Genomic DNA, 21,071 nt, shown 5'->3' with positions numbered 1-21,071 from the left:
CCTCGCCGGCACGGGCGTATCCGCCGCGATGCGGGTACGCCCGTTCCATGGCAGGCAACGCGGCGGTGGCGGCGACCGGGCAGTGGACCGATCCCGACGACGGGATCCGCTACCCCTCCGGCGAGGTGCACGCCTGGGAACGCGGCCGCAACGAGACCGTCTGCGGGCTCGCGCTCAGCAAGTCCCGGCTGGGCCGCTTCCCGCACGTCCCGTGGGCCGACGTCCAGCCGGAGTCCGGACGCCACGCCGAGGAGGTGCAGGTGGTCTGCCGCCGGTGCCGGGCGGGACAGGGCGCCCGCCGCGACGAGCGCCGCTGGCAGCGGACGAACCCACGTCCCTGAGCAGGGGGACCGCAGCCGGCCCGTCCGGGGGACGCCGGGCCACCCCGGAACGCTTTCGGCGTGTCGGGCGTTGACCAGACCGAGTGGAGTGCACGAGGTTGGCTCCACGACCAGTGAGTCCTCTCGAGGAGATGACGATGCCCAGTAAGAACCCGGCGTTCAGCCGAGGGTTCGGGAACAACGCCGGCCCCGGCCAGCAGTCCGCCGGATGGGGCAACGCGCCCCAGTACGGCGCGCCGCAGTACGGCGCCCCGGGCCAGTACGGCGCCCCCGGCCAGTACGGGGCCCCGGCCCCGCAGGACCAGTACGCAGCTCCGTCGCCCTACGGCACGACCCCGGCGACGCGGTACATGACCATGGACGACGTCGTCACCAAGACGGGCCTCTCGTTCCTGGTGACCGTCCTGGCCGCCGCCGTCACGTGGGCCCTGCCCGGCCAGGCCGCATGGGGGCTGGCGCTCCCGGCGGTCCTCGTCGCCTTCGTGCTCGGCCTGGTGATCGCCTTCAAGCAGATCGCCAACCCGGCGGCGACGCTGGCCTACGGCGCGCTCTACGGCGTGGCGCTCGGCGCGATCAGCGAGGCCTTCAGCCTGCAGTTCGGCAGCAGCATCGTCACCCAGGCGCTGATCGGCACCTTCGGTGTCTTCGCCGGCATGCTGGTGGTCTACAAGACCGGCGCCGTCCGGGTGACCCCGAAGTTCACCCGCTGGATGATGGCCGCCCTGATCGGCGTGCTCGTGCTGGTCGTGGCCAACCTGGTCGCCGGCTTCTTCGTCGAGGGCGGCCTCGGGCTGCGTGACGGAGGCCCGCTGGCCATCATCTTCAGCCTGGTCGTGATCGGTGTGGCGGCGTTCTCGCTGCTGCTCGACTTCGACATGGCCGACGAGGCCATCCGCCGCGGCGCCCCGGCGAAGTTCGCCTGGTACATCGCCTTCGGCCTGCTGGTCACGGTGGTGTGGCTGTACCTGGAGATCCTGCGTCTGCTGTCCTACCTGCAGAGCGACTGACGACGGACCCCTGCTCCGGCCGGGGTCTGAGAGCGACAGTGGCCCGGTCCCCCTGAGGGGGCCGGGCCACTGTCGTGTCCGGGGGCTTCCGTCGCGGAAGCCCCCGGTCGGGGGTCAGGAGAGGCGCTCCAGGACCATCGCCATGCCCATGCCGCCACCGACGCACATGGTCTCCAGGCCGAAGGTCTTGTCCTTCGTCCGGAGGCCGTTGATCAGCGTGCCGGTGATCCGGGCGCCGGTGCTGCCGAACGGGTGTCCGACGGCGATGGCGCCACCGTGCACGTTCAGCTTGTCGATGTCGATGTCCAGGTCCCGGTAGCTCGGGATGACCTGGGCGGCGAAGGCCTCGTTGATCTCCACGAGGTCGATGTCGTCGATGGTCATGCCGGCCCGCTTGAGCGCCAGGCGGGAGGCGTCGACCGGGCCGTAGCCCATGATCTCCGGCGAGAGGCCGGTGACCGCGGTGGAGACCACGCGGGCCAGCGGGGTGAGGCCCAGCTCGGCGGCCTTGGTGTCGCTCATGATGATCACGGCCGAGGCGCCGTCGTTGAGCGGGCAGGCGTTGCCGGCGGTGACCCGGCCGTCGGGGCGGAACACCGGCTTGAGCCCGGAGATGCCCTCGAGCGTGGTGCCCGGCCGCGGGCCGTCGTCCTTGGTGACGACCGTGCCGTCGGGGGTCGTGATCGGGACGATCTCGCGGTCCCAGAAGCCGTTGTTGATCGACTCCTCGGCGAGGTTCTGGCTGCGGACGGCGAACTCGTCCATCTCCTGGCGCGACACGCCCTTGAGCAGGGCCAGGTTCTCGGCGGTCTGGCCCATGGCGATGTAGACGTCGGGGACGTCGCCGTTCTCGCGCGGGTCGGTCCACGAGTCCGCGCCGCTCTCGGCGGTCTTCGCCACGCGGGCCTGCGCGTCGGCGAACACCGGGTTCTGGGTGTCGGGCAGCGCGTCGCTGTTGCCCTTCACGAAGCGGGAGACGGTCTCGACGCCGGCCGAGATGAACACGTCGCCCTCGCCGGCCTTGATGGCGTGCAGGGCCATGCGGGTGGTCTGCAGCGACGAGGAGCAGTAGCGGGTGATGGTCGTGCCGGGCAAGTGGTCCATGCCGAGCAGCACGCTCACGACACGGCCCATGTTGTAGCCCTGCTCTCCGCCGGGGAGGCCGCAGCCGAGCATCAGGTCGTCGATGTCGGTGGGGTCGAGTGCGGGCACCTTGTCCAACGCGGCACGGACGACGGCGGCGGCGAGGTCGTCGGGACGCATGTCCTTGAGCGACCCCTTGAACGCGCGGCCGATGGGCGAGCGCGCAGTCGAGACGATGACGGCTTCGGGCATGGGTCCTCCACGATGAGGGAGTCCGACACGGTCGCCGGACATCGGTCATCTCGGAACGTACCCCGGAGTAGCCGCGACGCATCCCGCCGTCGAGCGAGGAGGCAGCGGGTGTGCTCCGCGTCACGCCTCAGCGGAGGCCTGCGGACTCCGCCTCGGTCTCGGCACGCTCGGCCTCCTCGGGCGTCGGGACGTCGGTGGGCCGGGGCCGGCGGAGCAGCGCCCAGGGGCCGCGCGGCCCGGTGTCGGAGCCGGCGACCTCGGTGGCCTGCACCTCGGTGCCGGGCCGGCTCGCGGCCCGGGCGGCGGCACGGGCCACCGGCTTGACCGACTCCCCGCGCAGCGCGCGGAGCCGCCGGCCGGCGGGGGCCGGCCACACCCCGACGGCGTCGGCGACCGCCGGCAGCAGCACCGCCGCTGCCGCGGCGTAGCCGGCCGCGCTGGGGTGGAACTCGTCGTTGCTGAACATGCCGTGGTCGGAGGCGAACGCGGGACCGAGCAGCGAGCCGAGCGAGATGGTGCGGCCTCCGGCCTCGACGACGGCGATCGTCTGGGCGGCGGCCATCTGGCGGCTCCACCGGCGGGCGAAGCTGCGCAGCGGTTGCGCGATCGGGCGGATCGTGCCCAGGTCGGGGCAGGTGCCGACGACGACCTCGCAGCCGGCCGCGGTGAGCCGGCGGACGGCGTCGGTGAGGTGGCCGACCGAGACGGCGGTGGGCGTCCGACTGGTGACGTCGTTGGCGCCGATCATGATCAGCGCGACGGCCGGGCGCTCGGCCAGGGCTCGGTCCACCTGCGCCTCCAGGTCGCGGGCACGGGCGCCGGACACGGCCAGCCGCACCAGCCGGACCGGGCGCTCGGCGAGCTCGGCCAGGCCGGCCGCGACGAGCACCCCGGGGGTCTGCGAGGAGCGGGTGACGCCCAGGCCGACAGCGCTGGAGTCGCCGAGGACGGTGAACACGATCGGCTTGCCGCGGCCGCGCCCGTAGACGCCGTCGCCGGACGGGGGGTCGGTCTTGTCGGTGCGGGCCTCGACCTTGCGGCGGGCGGCGCGGGCCTCCTCGTGGAGGAGGGCGACCAGGGCCGCCCCGGCGATCCCCACGCTGCCACCGCCGTAGGCGGCGCTGGTCCTGAGGAGTCGGGCGGTGTCGGTACGCATGATCGTCCCTCCGTCCCTGGTCGTCGGCACCCTGGTGGCACCACTGACGTTATCGGCCCCCTACGGTGCGACCTGTGGCCTCCTCCCTCGCTGGTGTGACCTCTCCCACAGACGACGACGAACGCACGCGGCAGATCGTCGGCGTCCTCGTCGATGCCTTCGGCGAGCTCATGGACGCCGACGCCGACGCCTTCCGCACCAAGTTCCGCAAGATGGCGGCCGATCCGTTCGCCTTCTACCGGGGGAGTGCGCCCCTGTTCTACGCGGACATGGCGGCATTCGACGACCGCTGGAGTGACGAGCGGACGTCACGCGTGTGGATCCAGGGTGACCTGCACGCGGAGAACTTCGGCACCTACATGGACAGCGCAGGCCGGATCGTCTTCGACGTCAACGACTTCGACGAGGCCTACCTCGGGCACGTGAGCTGGGACCTGCGCCGGTTCGCGGCCAGCTTCGCGCTGCTGGCCTGGCGCAAGGCGCTGGGGGACGACGTCATCGGCGACCTGCTCGGCGGCTACCTGCACGCCTACCTGGACCAGGTCGAGGCGTTCACCCGCTCCGATGAGGACCGCTCCTTCGCGCTGCTGTCGGACAACACCGAGGGGGCGGTGCGCGAGGTCATCTTCGAGACCACGGCCCGTACCCGCCTCGGGCTCCTGGAGCGCGTGACGGTGATCGAGGGCTATCAGCGACGCTTCGCCGACCGGCCGCGGAACCGCCGGCTCGACGACGAGGAGCGTGACCGGGTGCTGGCCGCCCTCGAGCGCTACCGCGAGACCGTGCCCCAGGGTCAGCGGCGCCGCGAGGTCACCTACGACGTGAAGGACGTGATCGGCACCGGCGGGTTCGGCATCGGCAGTGCGGGGTTGCCGGCCTACAACGTGCTGCTCGAGGGGTACGACCAGGCCCTGGAGAACGACGTCGTCCTGTCGCTGAAGCAGGGCAACGTGCCGGCTCCCAGCCGGGTGGTCACCGACCCCGACATCCGGTCCTACTTCGAGAACGAGGGCCACCGGACGGCGCTGAGCCAGCGCGCGCTGCAGGCCAACGCCTCCCAGTTCCTGGGCTACACCGAGATCGACGGCCGCGGGTTCGTCGTCGCCGAGCTCTCGCCCTACGAGCTGGACCTGGACTGGGAGGACCTCACCGAACCCGAGGAGATCGCGCCGGTGATGGCCCAGCTGGGCCGGGCGACGGCGAAGCTGCACTGCGTGGGTGACGCCGACAGCGACCACACCCTGGTGCCGTTCCAGACGGAGGAGGCGATCACGGCGCTGATCGGCGACCGGCGTGCGGAGTTCGTCGCCGACATGGTCGAGTTCGCCCGGTCCTACGCGCTGCGGACCCAGGAGGACCACCGGTTGTTCGTCAACGCCTTCCGGGCCGGCCAGATCCCGGGGATCAGCTCGAGCGGCTCCCACCCACTGCCGGGGGACTGATCGCCGCTGCCCGGTCCCGCCCTGGTCGCGATCGCGCCGAGTGACCAGTTGCGGTCGGGGACACGCTCGGACACGCCGACGCGGGCGACGACAACTGCCCACTCGGCCGCGGGCGCCGGTCAGCGCGACCGGCGACCCCTCCGGGTCCGCAGCAGAAGGACCTGCTCCTCCCCAGCCCTCGCACGCTCGGGCCGGGCCCGGGGAGCAGGCCTCACCGGGACCGACGGCCCCTCCGGGACCGCAGGTAATCGGCGACGACGTACTCGCCCAGCCGGTCGGCGTCGGGCTGGAACACCCTGCCACCGGCCCGCTGGGTCAGATCGTGGACGAAGTGGACCAGCCCCGGGTCCGGATCCAGCGCGAACACGTTGACCGTCGCCCCGGACCGCGCCACCCGCTCCACCTCGGCCACGGTGCGCGCGATCGTCTCCGGCATCGGCGGCCAGCAGAAGAACGGCGTCCCGTCGTCCTCGAGGTGAGCGGTGGGCTCGCCGTCGGTGACCACCAGGACCACCGGCTCGGCGTCCCGGTGCTTGGCGAGGAACCGCCGGGCGAGCATCAGGCCGTGCTGCAGGTTGGTGCCCTGCAGGGTGTCGACGCTGAGCTCGGCCAGGGTCGCAGGTGCCAGCACCTGGGCGGTGGAGGAGAAGCCGATGATCTCGATGGCGTCCTGCGGGAACCGGGTGGTCACCAGCGAGTGCAGCGCCATCGCCGTCGACTTGGCCGCGCCCCAGGTGCCGCGCAGCGCCATCGAGTAGGAGAGGTCGACGAGCAGGGCGACCGCGGCACCGGTGCGGCGCTCGGTCTCCACCACCTCGAAGTCGTCGACGGAGATCTGCACGCGGCTGCCGGTCCGCGGCTCGTGCGCCGTCCGCAGGACGGCGTTCTTCACAGTGCGGACGACGTCCAGCGGCTGCTCGTCGCCGAACCGCCACTCCCGCGAGCTGCCGGTGAGCTCCCCGGCCGATCCCGCGTCGGCGACGTCGTGCTCGCCGCGCCCGGTGGCGTCCAGCTGGGCGAACACCCGGCGCAGCGCGGTGGCGCCCAGCCGGCGCACCGCCTTGGGGGAGAGCTCCAGCTTGCCCTCGGTGCGGTTCAGGTAGCCCTGCCGCTCCAGCTCCCGCTCCAGCTCGCGGAGCGCGGTCAGGTCGTCGGCGGCCGAGCGGCCCAGCGCGCGCTCCAGCAGCTCCTCGTCGACGTCGGCCAATGAGGCGCCCGCATAGCCCTGGGAGAGCTGGTTGGACAGCGCCTCCAGGTCGGCGAGCTCGGCGACGGCGCTCGTGGCGTCGCCCAGGCCGAGCGAGGGCTCGCCGTCGGGCACCTGGCCGCGCTGGCCCCACGGGAGGTCGGGCCGGGCCTGGCGCAGCGCGTCGGAGAGGTGGGCCATCTCGCTGGCCAGGCCCATGTCCTCCATCGTCTGGGCCATCAGCTCGCCCAGCTCGGCGCGCTGCTCGGGGGAGAGGCCGGCCATCATGCGTTCCTGAGCGGCGGCACGGCGGGCGAGGGAGTCGATCAGCTCCTCGACCGTCTCGGGCTGGTCGGGGAAGAACTGGCCGTGCTGCGCCATGAAGTCGGCGAACTGCTGGTCGGTGTCCTCGCCGCGGTTGTGCGCGTCCACGAGCCGGGACAGGTCGGCGACCATGTCCTTGACCGCCTGCAGATCCTCGGGCGTGGCGTTCTCCAGCGACTGCTTCATGGACGCGAAGGAGCTGTCGAGCACCTCCCGGCGGAGCAGGTCCTGGATCTGCTCGTAGGCCTGCCGTCCCTCCTCCGAGCGCCACGACCAGTCCTTGAGCGACCGCACGGCGCCGGCGGTGTCCTCCGGCAGCGCGTCGAGTTCCGACTCAGCCAGTCGCGCGGCGTCGTCGGGGTCCGGGAACAGCTCGCGGCGCTCGGCCGCCACGGCTTGGTCGAGCAGCTCGCGCACCTCCTGGAGGGTGCCGTCCATCCGGCCCGCGCTCCGGGCCGTGCGCAGCCGGTCGCGCACCGCCCGCCGCAGCTCGTCCAGGCCGCGGCGGCCCTCGGCGCCCCGGCGCAGCAGCTCCCGCAGCGCCTCGCGCACACCGCTGCCGCCGAGCACCGAGTCACCGATCTCGTCGACGGCGTTGCCCAGGTCGTAGGGCGGGGCGAGCGGGTCGGGCCCGCCCTGCCACCGCCCGTACCGGTAGCCCTTCGGGGCACGGTGCGCCACGTCAGGCCCCGTAGACCGTGCGGCCGCCGTCGGTGTCCTTGGCCAGCCGGCGGGTCAGGTAGAGGCCCTCCAGGGCGAACTCCACCGCGGCCGCGGCCTGCTCGGCGGAATGGTCCCCCTCGGGCACCCCGAGCCGGCCGAGCAGCTCGGCCAGCTTCGGGATGGTGCCCAGCTGGCCCAGCAGTGCCGGAGCCGGGACCAGCTCGCCGGACTCGACGGTCTCCCCGCCGGTGAAGTGCTCCTGCAACCCGGTCAGGTCCAGTCCCGCGCACCGGGCACGGAAGGTCTGGGCGGTGGCCTGCCGCAGCAGGTGGTCGAGGATCTCCAGCTCGCGGTCGTCGTCCGGGTCGGCGCCGGCGTCGGCGAACTCGACCTTGCCGCGGCTGGCCGGCACGATCGCCGGCAGGTCGACGACCCGCGCGACGGGCCGGGTCTCGCCGGCGACCGCCGCCCGGCGGACGGCGGAGGCGGCGACGGTCTCCAGACCCGCGATGGCGAACCGGGCGCTCACGCCCGAGCGCTGGTCGACGTGGCTGGACTCCCGCACGAGCCGGGTGAAGCGGGCGACGATCTCCACCAGGTGCCCGGGGATGACGGGCGTGGCGAGGGCGGCGTCCCCTGCCCGGACGGCGCCGTCGACCCCGACCCAGCTCGTGTGCGCCTCCTGCTGCAGCAGGCGGATCTCGTTGGCGAGCTCGATCGGGTAGTGCGTGCGCACCTCGGCGCCGAACCGGTCCTTGAGCGGGGTGATGATCCGGCCGCGGTTGGTGTAGTCCTCCGGGTTCGCGCTGGCCACCAGCAGCAGGTCCAGCGGCAGCCGGACGCGGTAGCCGCGGATCTGGATGTCGCGCTCCTCCAGCACGTTGAGCAGTGCCACCTGGATGCGCTCGGCGAGGTCGGGCAGCTCGTTGACGCTGAAGATGCCGCGGTTGGTGCGCGGGACCAGGCCGTAGTGGACGGTCTCGGGGTCGCCCAGCGTGCGGCCCTCGGCCACCTTGATCGGGTCGACGTCGCCGATGAGGTCGCCGACGCTGGTGTCCGGCGTCGCCAGCTTCTCCCCGAAGCGGTCGCTGCGATGCAGCCAGCCGACGGGGGTGGCGTCGCCGTGCTCGGCGATCTGCCGGTGCGCCCAGACGCTGATCGGGGCCAGCGGGTGCTCGTTGAGCTCGCTGCCCACGAGCACCGGCGTCCACTCGTCGAGCAGGCCGACGAGGGTGCGGATGAGCCGGGTCTTGCCCTGCCCGCGCTCGCCGAGGAGGACGAGGTCGTGACCGGCGATCAGGGCCCGCTCGACCTCGGGCAGGACGGTGTCCTCGAAACCCACCATGCCAGGGAGCGAGGGTTCGCCGGCGGCCAGGCGGGCCAGCAGGTTCGCGCGGATCTCGGCCTTGACCGGCCTGGGGGTGGCGCCGCTGGCGCGCAGCTCGCCGAGGGTGGTGGGTGCGGGGGAGGGGGATGCCGGTGCGGGCGTGTCCGTCACCCCCGCCACGGTACGACGGTCGCGCGCGTCCTGGACGGTCGTCGGCAACGGGTGCTGCGAGGATCGCCGCCGTGACCGGTTCCGGAGGTGTCCCCCTGGTCAGCGGTGCCGACGTCGAGGCGGCGGCCGCCCTGATCGACGGCGTCGTCCGCCGTACCCCGCTGGAGCATTCCCGGGGCCTGGCCGACCGGGTCGGTGGCCCGGTCTGGCTGAAGTGCGAGAACCTGCAGCGCACCGGCTCGTTCAAGATCCGCGGCGCCTACACCCGCATCGCCCGGCTGACCGACGCCGAGCGCGCGCGGGGCGTGGTGGCCGCCAGCGCCGGCAACCACGCGCAGGGGGTCGCCCTGGCGGCCCGGCTCCTCGGTGCGGAGGCGACGGTCTACATGCCCGAGAGCGCCCCCCTGCCCAAGCTCGCGGCCACTCAGGCCTACGGGGCGCGGGTGGAGATGCTCGGACTGTCGCTGGCCGAGCCGCTGCTGGCCGCGGCCGAGCACGCCCAGCGCACCGGCGCGGTGTTCATCCACCCCTTCGACCACCCCGACGTGATCGCCGGGCAGGGCACCGTCGGCCTGGAGATCCTCGAGCAGTGCCCCGAGGTCGCCACCGTGCTCGTGTGCGCCGGTGGCGGGGGGCTGGTCTCGGGGATCGCCGCCGTGGTCAAGGAGCGCCGTCCCGACGTCCGGGTGGTCGCCGTGCAGGCCGAGGAGGCCGCCGCCCTGCCGGCGTCGCTGGCCGCGGGTCGTCCGGTGGCGCTGCCATCGATGAGCACGATGGCCGACGGGATCGCCGTCCCGAAGCCGACCGACCTCAGCTTCGCCCACGTGCAGGGGCTCGTCGACGAGGTGCGCACGGTCAGCGAGGAGGACCTCTCCCGGGCGCTGCTGTTCTGCCTGGAGCGGGCCAAGCTCGTCGTCGAGCCCGCGGGGGTGGCGGCGGTCGCCGCGGTCCTGGCCGACCCCACCGCCTTCCGGGCCCCGCTGGCCGCCGTCGTCTCCGGCGGGAACATCGACCCGGTGCTGTTGCTCAAGGTCGTGCAGCACGGCATGGCCGCCGCGGGACGCTATCTGTCGCTGCGCCTGCGCGTGCCCGACCAGCCCGGTTCGCTGGCTGCCGTACTTGCCGAGCTCGCCGCCGTGGGGGCGAACGTGCTCGAGGTCGGGCACGAGCGCACGACCACCCGACTGGGGATCGGGGAGGTCGAGATCTTCGTCGTGCTGGAGACCCGCGGTCCGGTGCACGCCGGCGAGGTCATCGGCGCACTGCGCAGCGCGGGGTACGACGTCACCCCGGAGTGAGCCGCGCGGCGACCGATGAGTCCCGCCGTCCGCCGTGGTCCTAGTTCCTGTCCCGCATCCGCGGGGCGGGACAGGAGGGCGTGCTCGTGTACGCGAAGGAGAAAACCGGTGGGGAACTGTCAGTGGGCGGGCCTAGCGTCCGCGGCATGACGAACGCGATCGTGGTCGAAAGGCTGGTCAAGCGCTTCGGTGCCACCACCGCTCTCGACGGAGTCGACCTGACCGTCGCCGAGGGGTCGGTGCTGGGCCTTCTCGGCCCCAACGGCGCGGGGAAGACGACTGTCGTGCGGGTCCTCGCCACGCTGCTCGTGGCGGATGGGGGGCGGGTCGAGGTGGCGGGCCTCGACGTGGGTCGCCACGCCGACCAGGTGCGCGCGGCCATCGGCCTCACCGGCCAGTACGCGGCTGTCGACGAGTACCTGACCGGGTTCGAGAACCTGGAGATGGTCGGGCGGCTGTACCGGCTCGGCAAGCGCGAGTCGCGGAAGCGAGCCGGTGAGCTGCTGGAGCGGTTCGACCTGATCGATGCCGCGAACCGGCCGGCCAAGACCTACTCGGGCGGCATGCGGCGCCGGCTGGACATCGCCGCCTCGCTGATCAACCGGCCGCGGGTCCTCTTCCTCGACGAGCCGACCACCGGCCTCGACCCGCGCAGCCGGCTGGCCATGTGGGAGTTCATCGCCGAGCTGGCCGACGGCGGGACGACGATCCTGCTCACCACGCAGTACCTGGAGGAGGCCGACCGGCTGGCCGACCGCATGGTGGTCATCGACCGCGGCCGGGTGATCGCACGCGGCACGTCCGACGAGCTCAAGGCCCAGGTCGGCGGTCAGCGGCTGGAGTTCACCGTCACCGACGCCGCGGTGCTGCCCCGCATGGTCGAGCGGCTGCGCCCGCTGGGGGTCGACGACCCGGTCGTCGACGAGCAGGCCCGCCGGCTGTCGCTGCCGGTCAGCGGCGGCGCCGAGGTGCTGGCCGAGGCCCTGCGCCTGCTCGACGGCGACACGTCCCGGATCTTCGACGTCGGGCTGCGCCGCCCCGACCTCGACGACGTGTTCCTCGCCCTCACCGGTCGCGCGGCCGAGGAGGTCGCCTCCGATGACGACACGACGGCCGAGCCGGCCATGACCGGAGGTGCCCGATGAGCAGCCTGGCCGCGACGCTGTCCGACAGCGTCGTCATCACCAAGCGGAACCTGATCAAGGTCAAGCGCGTCCCCGACCTGATCGTCTTCGCCACGCTCTCGCCGATCATGTTCGTGCTGCTGTTCCGCTACGTGTTCGGCGGCGCGATCGGCGGGCTGCCGCCGGGGGTCTCCTACGCGGAGTTCCTGCTGCCGGGGATCTTCGCCCAGACGATCGTGCTCGGTTCCACCACGACTGGCGCGAGCATCGCCGAGGACCTGCAGAAGGGCCTGATCGACCGCTTCCGCTCCCTGCCGATGGCCCGCTCGGCCGTCCTCGTGGGGCGCACGGTGGCCGACCTCGGACTCAATGCCATCTCCATCGTCGTGATGGGGCTGACCGGGCTGGTCGTGGGCTGGCGGATCAACTCCTCGGTGGGGGAGGCGGTCACGGGCTTCCTGGTCCTGCTGCTGTTCGCCTACGCCGTCTCCTGGCTCATGGCGCTGGTGGGTCTGCTGGTCCGGACGCCCGAGGTGGTCAACAACGCCAGCTTCATCGTGATCTTCCCGCTGACGTTCGTGGCCAACACCTTCGTCCCGCTGGAGTCCTTCCCCTCGGTGCTGCGCACCTTCGCGGAGTGGAACCCCGTGTCGGCCGTCGTGCAGGCGGCCCGGGACCTGTTCGGCAACACCTCGCCGCTCGCGCCGGTGCCGGACGCGTGGTCGCTGCAGCACCCGGTGCTCTACACGCTGATCTGGGTGGTTCTCATCCTGGCGGTCTTCGTGCCGCTGTCGGTCCGCGGCTACGGACGGGCCGCCGGCCGCTGAACGACCGGCCGGGCGGGGGTGGAGACTGGCGCGCGATGAGTGCCGATCCCGCCCCCGCCCTCTCCGCCGACAACCCGCTGGCCTCCTCGTCGGAGCTGCCCTTCCGGCTGCCGCCGTTCGGCGACATCACCCTCGAGCACTGCCGCGAGGCGCTGCTGGTGGGCATGGCCGACCAGCGGCGGGAGGTGCAGGCCCTCGTCGGGTCGGCCGAGCCGCCCACCTTCGAGAACACGATCGTCGCGCTGGAGCGGTCGGGCGCGCTGCTCGACCGGGCCTGGTCGGTGTTCGGCAACCTGTCCTCGTCGGTGGCCACGCCGCGGCTGCGCGAGATCGAGCGGGAGATCGCGCCCCTCGCCGCCGCGCACGACGACGCGCTGCGCCTGGACCCGGCGCTGTTCGCCCGCGTCGACGCCGTGCACGCGGGCAGCGCCACCGCCGGCCTCGACGCCGAGTCCCTCCGGCTGGTCGAGCGGTACCACCTGGACTTCCTCCTCGCCGGCGCCCGGCTGGACGATGCGGGCCGGGCGCGGCTGAGCGAGCTGAACCAGGAGCTGTCGGAGCTGTCCACCAGCTTCGGGCAGAACCTGCAGCTGGCCACCGAGGCGGCGGCGGTCGGCGTCGCGGACGCCGCCGAGCTGGCCGGCCTGAGCGAGGAGGAGGTCGCCGCCGCCCGGCGCGCCGCCGCCGACCGCGGCCTGGACGGCTACCTGCTCACCCTCGTGCTGCCCACCGGCCAGCCGCTGCTGGCCAAGCTGCGGAACCGGGAGCTGCGCCGCCGGGTGTTCGAGGCGTCGATGGCCCGGGCCGCCGGCGGCGAGCACGACAACCGGCCGGTCGCCGAGCGGATCGCCCGCGTGCGTGCCGAGCGGGCCCGGTTGCTGGGCTTCGGCACCCACGCCGACCTCGTCCTCGCCGACCAGACGGCGGCCACCACCGAGGCGGTCGACCGGATGCTCGCGTCGATGGTGCCCGCGTCGGTGGCCAACGCCGAGGCCGAGGCGGAGATCCTCCGCGAGGCGGCGTCGCGGGACGGCGTCGAGCTCGCCGCGTGGGACTGGGCGTACTACAGCGAGCGGGTCCGGGCCGAGCGCTACGCCGTCGACACCGCTGCACTGCGGCCGTACTTCGAGCTGGACCGAGTGCTGGTGGACGGCGTCTTCCACGCCGCCGAGCTGCTCTACGGATACCGCTTCGCTCCGCGCCCGGACCTCGCCGGCTACCACCCCGACGTCCGGGTCTGGCAGGTCACCGGCGCCGGCGGCGACGACGTCGGGCTGTACCTCGGCGACTTCTTCGCCCGCGAGGGCAAGCGCGGCGGGGCCTGGATGAGTTCGTTCGTCCGCCAGTCGGCGCTGCTCGGCACCCGGCCCGTGGTGGTGAACAACCTCAACGTGTCCCGGGCACCCGAGGGGCGGCCCACGCTGCTGACGCTGGACGAGGTCAACACGCTGTTCCACGAGTTCGGTCACGCCCTGCACGGGCTGAGCTCCGCCGTCACCTTCCCGCGCTTCTCCGGCACCAGCGTGCCGCGCGACTTCGTCGAGTTCCCCAGCCAGGTCAACGAGATGTGGGCGTTCTGGCCGGAGGTGCTGCGGCACTACGCCCGGCACGTGGAGACCGACGAGCCGCTGCCGTCATCGGTCGTCGGGGCCATCGACGCCGCGCAGCTCTGGGGTGAGGGGTTCGGGACGCTGGAGTACCTGGCCGCCACCCTGCTCGACCAGGCCTGGCACCGGATCACGCCGGAGACCGGGATCGGCGACCCGGGTGAGTTCGAGGCGCGGGCCCTGCGCGAGGCGGGGGTGGCCTCGGACCTGGTGCCCCCGCGCTACCGGACGACCTACTTCCAGCACATCTTCGCGGGGGGCTACTCGGCCGGCTACTACTCCTACATCTGGTCGGAGGTCCTGGACGCCGACACCGTGGAGTGGTTCAAGGAGAACGGCGGTCTCCGCCGGGAGAACGGCGACGCCTTCCGGGAGCGGCTGCTGGCGGTCGGCGGCTCGGTGGACCCGCTGGCCGCCTTCCGGGCGGTGCGCGGGCGCGACGCCGACCCGGGTCCGCTCCTGCGCCGCCGGGGCCTTGCACGGGCCTGACCCGGGGCAGCGGTGGTCGTGCCGAGTGGGCCCCGGAGGGGTCCGCGCAGGCAGGACGCAAGGGCTCACCGGTGGTCGGGGACGGCTCCTGACCGCCGTGCGGTCCGGAGGACCGCAGTGTCGTGGCGGTGCGGTCCGGAGGATCGGCATGCCATCGCTCACAACCAGGGGAGCCCGAGGACGAGGTCCAGGTCGTCGGGGGCGTCGCCGTCGCGGACCAGCCGGTTGGGCTGGCGGTGGCCGCAGGCCGTGCAGCGGTGGACCACCTGCCAGCCCTTGCCCGACTTCTCCACCAGCCCGATGGGCTCCATGGGCTGCCGGCACTCGCTGGCCCGGTCGCCGGGCAGCTCGTCGACGTGCAGCGACCACAGGCAGTACGGGCAGTGGTTGCGGTAGTGCCCGTCGGTGTTGGCCGGCACCGGTGCGCTGCAGTGCACGCAGCCGAACGAGGTGTTCTCGGCCTGGCGGGAGCGTGCCCCCATCGTCGACGTCAGGGGACGAACGGCTCGATGCCGACGACCTCGACGGTCATGTCGCGGCCATTGGGGGTCGTGTACGTGACCTTCTTGCCCGGCTTCGCGCCCATGATCGCCGCACCCAGGGCCGACTCGGGGGAGTAGACCGTCAGGTCGGTGGTGCCCGCGATCTCGCGGGAGCCCAGCAGGAACTTCTCGGTGTCGTCGTCGCCCTCGAACCGGATGGTGATGACCGTTCCGGTCGCGGCGTGCGTCACCTGGGTCGGCGGCTCGCCAACGTGGGACTTCCGCAGCAGGTCGGTCAGCTGCCGGATCCGGCCCTCCTGCTTGCCCTGCTCGTCCTTGGCCGCGTGGTAGCCGCCGTTCTCCTTGAGGTCGCCCTCCTCGCGGCGGGCGTTGATCTCGGCGGCCATCGCCGGGCGGTTCGCCACCAGCTGGTCGAGCTCGGCCTTCAGCCGGTCGTAGGCGTCCTGGGTCAGCCAGATGCCCTGGTCCTGCTCGTCAGTGGGGGTGGACACGGGGGAGAACTCCTGGAACTCGTGGGTGGCAGCCGGGGATGGGCGGCCGCTGGTCGATCCGGCCAAGCTAACACCGCCGATCCGGACGCTGCAGGGATCCGACGCGGAGGCGGCGGCAGCGGAACCGCACGGTACCGGCGCGGGCCGGAGTCCCGGAGGCGTCCGTCCGGGTGGTCCTCCGTCCGAGGTGTGGGCCACACCTCGGAGGCATCCGTCATCCACGCCGCCCGGCGAGGGACACTGTGCGGGTGACCCAACCCGACCAGCTGCGCCTGCTCGCCGTGCACGCACATCCGGATGACGAGTCGAGCAAGGGCGCCGCCACGATGGCGAAGTACGTGGCCGAGGGCGTTCGCGTGATGGTGGCCACCGCCACCGGCGGCGAACGGGGCTCGGTGCTGAACCCGGCCATGGACCGCCCCGAGGTGTGGGAGCGGCTGCCGCAGATCCGCGCCGAGGAGATGGACCGGGCCCGCCAGATCCTCGGGATCGAGCAGGAGTTTCTCGGGTTCGTCGACTCCGGACTCCCCGAGGGCGACCCGCTCCCGCCGCTGCCGGAGGGCTGCTTCGCCCTGGTCCCCATCGAGGAGGCCGCCGCGCCCCTCGTCGCGCTGATCCGCCGGTTCAAGCCGCAGGTGATCACCACCTACGACGAGCGGGGCGGCTACCCCCACCCCGACCACATCAAGACCCACGACATCTCGGTGCACGCCTTCGAGGCGGCCGGCGATCCGGATCGCTACCCCGAGCTGGGCGAGCCGTGGCAGCCGAGCAAGCTCTACTACCACATGAGCTTCACGCTGCCCCGGACCAAGGCGCTGCACGAGGCGATCCTCGCGACCGGCGCCGAGTCGCCCTATGCGGAGTGGCTGGCCAACTGGGACCCGGCGCACGACATCTCCCACCGGGTCACGACCCGGGTGCCGTGTGCGGAGTACTTCCCGGTCCGCGACGCGGCGCTGATCGCGCACGCCACGCAGATCGACCCGCTCGGCCGCTGGTTCGCCTGCCCGGTGGAGACGCAGCAGGAGGTGTGGCCGACCGAGGACTACGAGCTGGCCCGCTCCCTGGTGGACACGACCCGCCCCGAGGACGATCTGTTCGCGGGCATCCGCAGCGAGGTGACCGTCCGATGACCAGCGCCGTTCTCGCCGCTGCCCAGCAGCAGCTCCCCGAGGACGTCGGCAAGGCCGGTCCGTTCGGCCTGCTGCTCCTCGTGCTGCTGATGATCGCCACCGCCCTGCTGGTGCGGTCGATGAGCCGGCACCTCAAGAAGCTGCCGCGCAGCTTCGACCCGGCCGACCAGGAGCCGGCGGTCGTCGTCCCCGACGACATCTCCGAGCTGGACCAGCCGCGGCCGGGTCAGGAGCTGCTCGACACCCTGCGCCGCGCGCCGCTGGCCATCGAGCCGCCCCGGAACGCCGACGACGACGGCGGGCAGGGCGCTCCCGGCCGGAGCTGAGCGGGCGGGGCGACGACGGCAGGGCCCAGCCGGGCACCTGCGCGACCCGTCGTCGTCACCAGGGAGACTGGGCCGGTGACCTCCCTGCCCGTGCCGTCCGCGACCGACGTCCTCGTGGTCGGTGCCGGGCCGGCCGGTTCGTCGGCCGCCGCCTGGGCGGCCCGTGCCGGGCACGACGTCGTCCTCGCCGACGCGGCGGTCTTCCCGCGCGACAAGACCTGCGGTGACGGTCTGACCCCTCGGGCCATCGCCGAGCTCGACCTGCTCGGGCTGGGGAACTGGGCGCGCTCTCGGGCGCGCAACCGTGGCCTCCGGGCAGCCGGCTTCGGCCGGGAGTGGGAGCTGCCCTGGCCCGGCGGCGAGTTCCCCGACCACGGCAGCGCGGTGCCCCGCACCGAGCTCGACGCCCGCATCCGGCAGGTGGCGGTCGAGGCCGGGGCGGTGCCGGTGGACGCGGCACGTGCCGTCGACGTCGAGCGGGACGGCGACCGCGTCACCGGCGTCGTCTTCGAGCTCGCCGACGACAGCCGCGTGACGGTCGGCTGCCGTCGCCTGGTGGTCGCCGACGGTGTCCGCTCCCCGCTGGGCCGGGTGCTGGGCCGGACGTGGCACCGGGACACCGCCTACGGGGTGGCGGCGCGCAGCTACGTCCGCTCGGGCCGCAGCGACGACGAGTGGATCAGCTCGCACCTGGAGCTGCGCGGCACCCAGGGCGAGCTGCTGTCGGGCTACGGCTGGGTGTTCCCGCTGGGCCGGGAGGCGGGTGAGGTCAACCTCGGCGTCGGCACCCTGGCGACCGCACGCCGGCCGGCCGGGGTGCAGCTCAAGTCGCTGCTCGAGTTCTACGCGGAGACGCGCCGCGAGGAGTGGCAGCTCGACGGTCCGGTGCGCGACGTGACCTCGGCGCTGCTGCCGATGGGCGGCGCGGTCTCCGGCGTCGCTGGCCGCAACTGGGCGCTGGTGGGCGATGCGGCCGGCTGCGTGAACCCGCTCAACGGCGAGGGGATCGACTACGGCATGGAGACCGGTCGCACGCTGGCCGGGATGCTGGACGAGGACGACTGGACGTCGGCCTGGCCGGCCACGCTGCGCCGGCACTACGGCGAGGCGTTCTCCATCGCCCGGCGGCTGGCCGGTCTGCTCACCGTGCCGCGTTTCCTGCCCGCGGCGGGGCCGGTGGGCATGCGTTCCCGGCCGTTGATGACGGTGGCCCTGCGGGTCATGGGCAACCTGGTCACCGACGAGGACCGCGACCTGACCGGCCGCCTCTGGCGCCTGGCGGGCAAGGCCTCGGTACGGCTGGACGACCGCCGGCCGTTCAGCTGACCTCGCTCACACGAACGGGCTGTTGAACACCGCGAAGTAGACGGCGATGTAGTGGCAGATCGCCGCGACGACGGTCATCGCGTGGAAGACCTCGTGGTAGCCGAAGGTGTCGGGCCAGGGGTCGGGCTTCTTGATGGCGTAGGCGATGCCGCCGAGGGTGTAGAGCACGCCGCCGACGGCGAGCAGCACCATCGAGGTGACCCCGGCGATGTGCAGGATGTCGGTCAGCACGAACACGGCGACCCAGCCCAGGCCGATGTAGAGCGGCACCCCGACCCAGCGCGGCGCGGTCGGCCAGCTCATCTTCAACACGACGCCGGCGAGCGCGCCGGCCCAGACGAAGGCGAGCACCCAGTAGCCGGTGGGCTGGTCGACGGCGAGCAGGGCGAAGGGCGTGTAGGTCCCGGCGATAAACAGGAAGATCATCGAGTGGTCGAGCCGCTTCATGATCTTCCAGCCGCGGGGTGACCAGCGGCGGCGGTGGTAGAGCGCGCTGATGCCGAACAGGCCGCAGATCGTCACGCAGTAGACGGCGACCGACCAGCCGGCCCGCGCCCCCTGGACGGAGGCGAGCGGGATGAGCACGGCGCCGGCGACGATCGCGCCGAAGAACGAGAAGAGGTGGATCCAGCCGCGTGCCCGGGGGCGCGTGTCGGGGTGGGTCCAGTCGGAGTCGGCGAAGTCCGCGGCGTCCCAGGCGCGCTCGACCTGCTCGCCCTCGGAGACGACGGTGGCGATGGCTTCCTGAGGTGGTGCCTCGAGCTCCGAGCCGTCCGCCTCCACCCGGACTGCGTCGCGATCGTGGGGAGAGACGCTCATGGTGCGAGGTTACGGAGGCGTAGGTACGACGTCATCCCGGCGTCGCTGTGAGCTGCGCGTCGCTGCCCCGAGGCTCGCCGGGAGGCCGCGAGTGAAGAGCCAGGAGGAGCTCCTGTCACTAGGGTGGCCCGCGTGGGGGTGCGTCAGCGGGTGCGGGACGCGCTGATCCAGGTGTACGAGCGCCGCCTGGCACGAGCGCTGGTGGATGCGCAGGTTCCCCGGCACGTCGGCGTGATCATGGACGGCAACCGCCGCTGGGCCCGGTCGATCGGGCTGGACGACGTCGCGCACGGGCACCGCCGGGGCGCGGACAAGATCGTGGACCTGCTCGGCTGGTGCGACGACGCCGGGGTCCAGGTGGTCACCCTGTTCATGCTGTCCACCGACAACCTGCGTCGTCCCGAGTCCGAGGTCGAGGCGCTGCTGGGCATCATCGAGGACGTCGCCGTCGACCTGTCCGGGCCGGGACGTCGCTGGCGGGTGCGCTCCATGGGCGCGCCCGAGGTGCTGCCACCCCGGACCGTCGCCGTGCTGGAGCAGGCCGAGCGGGACACCTGCGACCGCACCGGGGCGACGGTGAACCTGGCCGTCGGCTACGGGGGTCGTCAGGAGATCGCCGACGCCGTCCGCTCGCTGCTGGCCGAGCACGCCCAGCGGGGCACCTCGCTGGAGGAGCTGGTGCAGGCGCTGGAGGTCGAGCACATCGCCGAGCACCTCTACACGCGCGGTCAGCCCGATCCCGACCTGGTGATCCGCACCAGCGGCGAGCAGCGGCTGTCGGGCTTCCTGCTGTGGCAGACGGCCAACACCGAGTTCCACTTCACCGACGTCTACTGGCCGGACTTCCGCCGGGTCGACTTCCTGCGCGCGCTGCGCGACTACTCCGCCCGGCACCGCCGCTTCGGCGGGTAGCGGCGGCTGCAAAACTGCGTCCATGACCGCCGGAGCCCTCGACATCGCCCTCGAGTACGTGCTGCTGGGGCTGCGCTTCGACCGGCTGGAGCCCGGCTTCGTCGACGCCTACACCGGCGACCCGCGCATCCGGGCCCAGGTCCTGGACGAGGCGGCGCCGACGCCGCAGCAGCTGCGGGACCGGGCGCGGGAGCTGCTGGCCGAGCTGGACGCCGCCGGGCTCCCGGAGGACCGGGCCGACTTCCTGCGCGGGCAGCTGACCGGTCTGGAGTGCAGCGCCCGGAAGATGAACGGCGAGCCGGTCGGCTTCGTCGAGGAGGTGTACCGCTACTTCGAGGTCGACGTCGAGCTCGGCGACGAGGCGGCGTACGCGGCGGCGCACGCGGAGCTGGACGCCCTGCTGCCGGGGGACGGCACGCTCGCCGAGCGGTACGCGGCGCACCGCCGTCGCGAGGAGTGCCCGCCGGCCCGGCTGGAGACCGCGGTGCACGCGCTGTCCAGCGCCCTGCGCGACCGGGTGCGGGGCCGGTACGGGCTGCCCGAGGTGGAGACCGTCCGGTACGAGGTGGTCACCGACAAGCCGTGGTCGGGCTTCAACTACTACGAGGGTGGTTACCGCTCCCGGGTGGCGATCAACGCCGATCTGCCGCACCGGCTCTCCCAGCTGCCGCACCTGGTGGCGCACGAGTCCTATCCGGGCCACCACACCGAGCACTGCCGCAAGGAGCGCGGGCTGGTGGAGCGCACGGGCCGGCTGGAGCACACGGTCTTCCTGGTCAACACCCCCGAGTGTTTGATGGCCGAGGGGCTGGCCGACCTCGGGGTGCAGGCGGCCATCGGAGAGGGCTGGGGACCGTGGGCCGCCGAGATCCTGGGCGACCTGGGCCTGCGCTTCGACGGTTTCCTCGCCGAACGGATCGCGGCGGCGGCCGGGCCGCTGAACCGGGTCCGGCAGGACGCGGCGGTGCTGCTGCACGACCGGGGCGCCGACGCCGACGAGGTCAGCGCCTTCCTGCAGCGCTGGTCCCTGGTCAGCCCCGAGCGCGCCCGCCAGCAGATCCGTTTCCTCACCGACCCGCTGTGGCGGGCCTACACCTCGACCTACGTGGAGGGCTTCGCGCTGCTGTCGCGCTGGCTCGACGCGCGGCCCGCCGAGCAGCCGGTCGCCGACCGGTTCCTCCGCCTGCTGGACGAGCCGTTGACCCCCCGCCGGATCTCCGCCGAGCTCCGGGCCGCCTGAGCCGTGTCCCGCCGGTCGCCT

At 73.0% G+C, this 21,071-nt stretch carries 19 protein-coding genes; 12 read left to right on the top strand and 7 right to left on the bottom strand.

Annotated elements, in window-relative coordinates:
• Positions 1–47: 47 nt before the first annotated feature.
• Complete coding sequence (locus C5508_RS04910) at positions 48–341, top strand: hypothetical protein (protein WP_104523831.1); 294 nt, start codon at positions 48–50, stop codon at positions 339–341.
• Positions 342–478: 137 nt separating this feature from the next.
• Positions 479–1,348 (top strand): Bax inhibitor-1/YccA family protein, encoded by an 870-nt coding sequence (locus C5508_RS04905; RefSeq protein WP_104523830.1) that lies wholly within the window; start codon positions 479–481, stop codon positions 1,346–1,348.
• Positions 1,349–1,462: 114 nt separating this feature from the next.
• Here C5508_RS04905 and C5508_RS04900 read toward each other — a convergent pair whose 3' ends face one another.
• Positions 1,463–2,683 carry an acetyl-CoA C-acetyltransferase gene (locus tag C5508_RS04900; RefSeq protein WP_104523829.1) on the bottom strand — a complete coding sequence of 407 codons (1,221 nt, stop codon included), beginning with the start codon at positions 2,681–2,683 and terminating at the stop codon, positions 1,463–1,465.
• Positions 2,684–2,810: 127 nt separating this feature from the next.
• On the bottom strand, positions 2,811–3,839 hold the full coding sequence (locus C5508_RS04895; protein WP_232796920.1) for an SGNH/GDSL hydrolase family protein: 1,029 nt from the start codon (positions 3,837–3,839) through the stop codon (positions 2,811–2,813).
• Between the two features lie 95 nt (positions 3,840–3,934).
• Between C5508_RS04895 and C5508_RS04890 the strand changes: the two genes are divergently transcribed.
• Entirely contained in the window at positions 3,935–5,281 is a 1,347-nt protein-coding gene (locus tag C5508_RS04890) for a DUF2252 domain-containing protein (protein WP_232796919.1), read from the top strand.
• 211 nt (positions 5,282–5,492) lie between these two features.
• Here C5508_RS04890 and C5508_RS04885 read toward each other — a convergent pair whose 3' ends face one another.
• Together C5508_RS04885 and C5508_RS04880 are read right to left on the bottom strand one after the other, a co-directional pair.
• Complete coding sequence (locus tag C5508_RS04885) at positions 5,493–7,472, bottom strand: VWA domain-containing protein (RefSeq protein WP_104523827.1); 1,980 nt, start codon at positions 7,470–7,472, stop codon at positions 5,493–5,495.
• 1 nt (position 7,473) lies between these two features.
• The gene (locus C5508_RS04880) at positions 7,474–8,952 is read right to left on the bottom strand and encodes a sigma 54-interacting transcriptional regulator (protein ID WP_104523826.1); all 1,479 of its coding nucleotides are present in this window, start codon (positions 8,950–8,952) and stop codon (positions 7,474–7,476) included.
• 71 nt (positions 8,953–9,023) lie between these two features.
• Here C5508_RS04880 and ilvA point away from each other — a divergent pair, with 71 nt between their 5' ends.
• The 4 genes from ilvA to C5508_RS04860 all read left to right on the top strand — a co-directional run bounded on the left by ilvA (position 9,024) and on the right by C5508_RS04860 (position 14,297).
• Positions 9,024–10,250, top strand: a complete 1,227-nt coding sequence (ilvA, locus tag C5508_RS04875; RefSeq protein WP_104523825.1) for a threonine ammonia-lyase — start codon at positions 9,024–9,026, stop codon at positions 10,248–10,250.
• 146 nt (positions 10,251–10,396) lie between these two features.
• Positions 10,397–11,395 carry an ATP-binding cassette domain-containing protein gene (locus tag C5508_RS04870; protein ID WP_104523824.1) on the top strand — a complete coding sequence of 333 codons (999 nt, stop codon included), beginning with the start codon at positions 10,397–10,399 and terminating at the stop codon, positions 11,393–11,395.
• Positions 11,392–12,201 (top strand): ABC transporter permease, encoded by an 810-nt coding sequence (locus C5508_RS04865; RefSeq protein WP_104523823.1) that lies wholly within the window; start codon positions 11,392–11,394, stop codon positions 12,199–12,201. Before C5508_RS04870 ends, C5508_RS04865 begins: the two co-directional genes overlap by 4 nt.
• Before the next feature lie 35 nt (positions 12,202–12,236).
• Entirely contained in the window at positions 12,237–14,297 is a 2,061-nt protein-coding gene (locus tag C5508_RS04860) for a M3 family metallopeptidase (RefSeq protein WP_104523822.1), read from the top strand.
• 158 nt (positions 14,298–14,455) lie between these two features.
• Here the strand turns inward: C5508_RS04860 and C5508_RS04855 are convergent, their stop codons facing one another.
• The gene (locus tag C5508_RS04855; RefSeq protein ID WP_104523821.1) at positions 14,456–14,779 is read right to left on the bottom strand and encodes an RNHCP domain-containing protein; all 324 of its coding nucleotides are present in this window, start codon (positions 14,777–14,779) and stop codon (positions 14,456–14,458) included.
• An 8-nt stretch (positions 14,780–14,787) separates the two neighbouring features.
• A complete protein-coding gene (greA, locus tag C5508_RS04850) occupies positions 14,788–15,291 on the bottom strand; it encodes a transcription elongation factor GreA (protein ID WP_104523820.1) in 504 nt (167 codons plus the stop codon).
• Positions 15,292–15,539: 248 nt separating this feature from the next.
• On the opposite strand from greA, the gene mca reads away from it, so the two are divergent.
• From mca to C5508_RS04835, 3 genes are all read left to right on the top strand, one after another.
• On the top strand, positions 15,540–16,427 hold the full coding sequence (gene mca, locus C5508_RS04845; protein ID WP_104523853.1) for a mycothiol conjugate amidase Mca: 888 nt from the start codon (positions 15,540–15,542) through the stop codon (positions 16,425–16,427).
• Complete coding sequence (locus C5508_RS04840) at positions 16,424–16,753, top strand: hypothetical protein (protein WP_104523819.1); 330 nt, start codon at positions 16,424–16,426, stop codon at positions 16,751–16,753. The genes mca and C5508_RS04840 overlap by 4 nt, the downstream gene beginning before the upstream one ends.
• Before the next feature lie 75 nt (positions 16,754–16,828).
• On the top strand, positions 16,829–18,079 hold the full coding sequence (locus tag C5508_RS04835) for a geranylgeranyl reductase family protein (RefSeq protein WP_198597881.1): 1,251 nt from the start codon (positions 16,829–16,831) through the stop codon (positions 18,077–18,079).
• A 6-nt stretch (positions 18,080–18,085) separates the two neighbouring features.
• Here C5508_RS04835 and trhA read toward each other — a convergent pair whose 3' ends face one another.
• The gene (trhA, locus tag C5508_RS04830; protein WP_104523818.1) at positions 18,086–18,898 is read right to left on the bottom strand and encodes a PAQR family membrane homeostasis protein TrhA; all 813 of its coding nucleotides are present in this window, start codon (positions 18,896–18,898) and stop codon (positions 18,086–18,088) included.
• Positions 18,899–19,030: 132 nt separating this feature from the next.
• Here trhA and C5508_RS04825 point away from each other — a divergent pair, with 132 nt between their 5' ends.
• Both C5508_RS04825 and C5508_RS04820 read left to right on the top strand, forming a co-directional pair.
• The gene (locus C5508_RS04825; RefSeq protein WP_104523851.1) at positions 19,031–19,810 is read left to right on the top strand and encodes an isoprenyl transferase; all 780 of its coding nucleotides are present in this window, start codon (positions 19,031–19,033) and stop codon (positions 19,808–19,810) included.
• Between the two features lie 22 nt (positions 19,811–19,832).
• A complete protein-coding gene (locus C5508_RS04820) occupies positions 19,833–21,050 on the top strand; it encodes a DUF885 domain-containing protein (protein WP_104523817.1) in 1,218 nt (405 codons plus the stop codon).
• The last annotated feature ends 21 nt before the right edge of the window (positions 21,051–21,071 follow it).

This window comes from Blastococcus atacamensis, assembly GCF_002938425.1.
In the GTDB taxonomy this organism is placed as follows: Bacteria; Actinomycetota; Actinomycetes; order Mycobacteriales; family Geodermatophilaceae; genus Blastococcus; species Blastococcus atacamensis.
The sequence above is the reverse complement of the archived record's forward strand: the minus strand, read 5'-3'. Positions and strand labels throughout refer to the sequence as shown.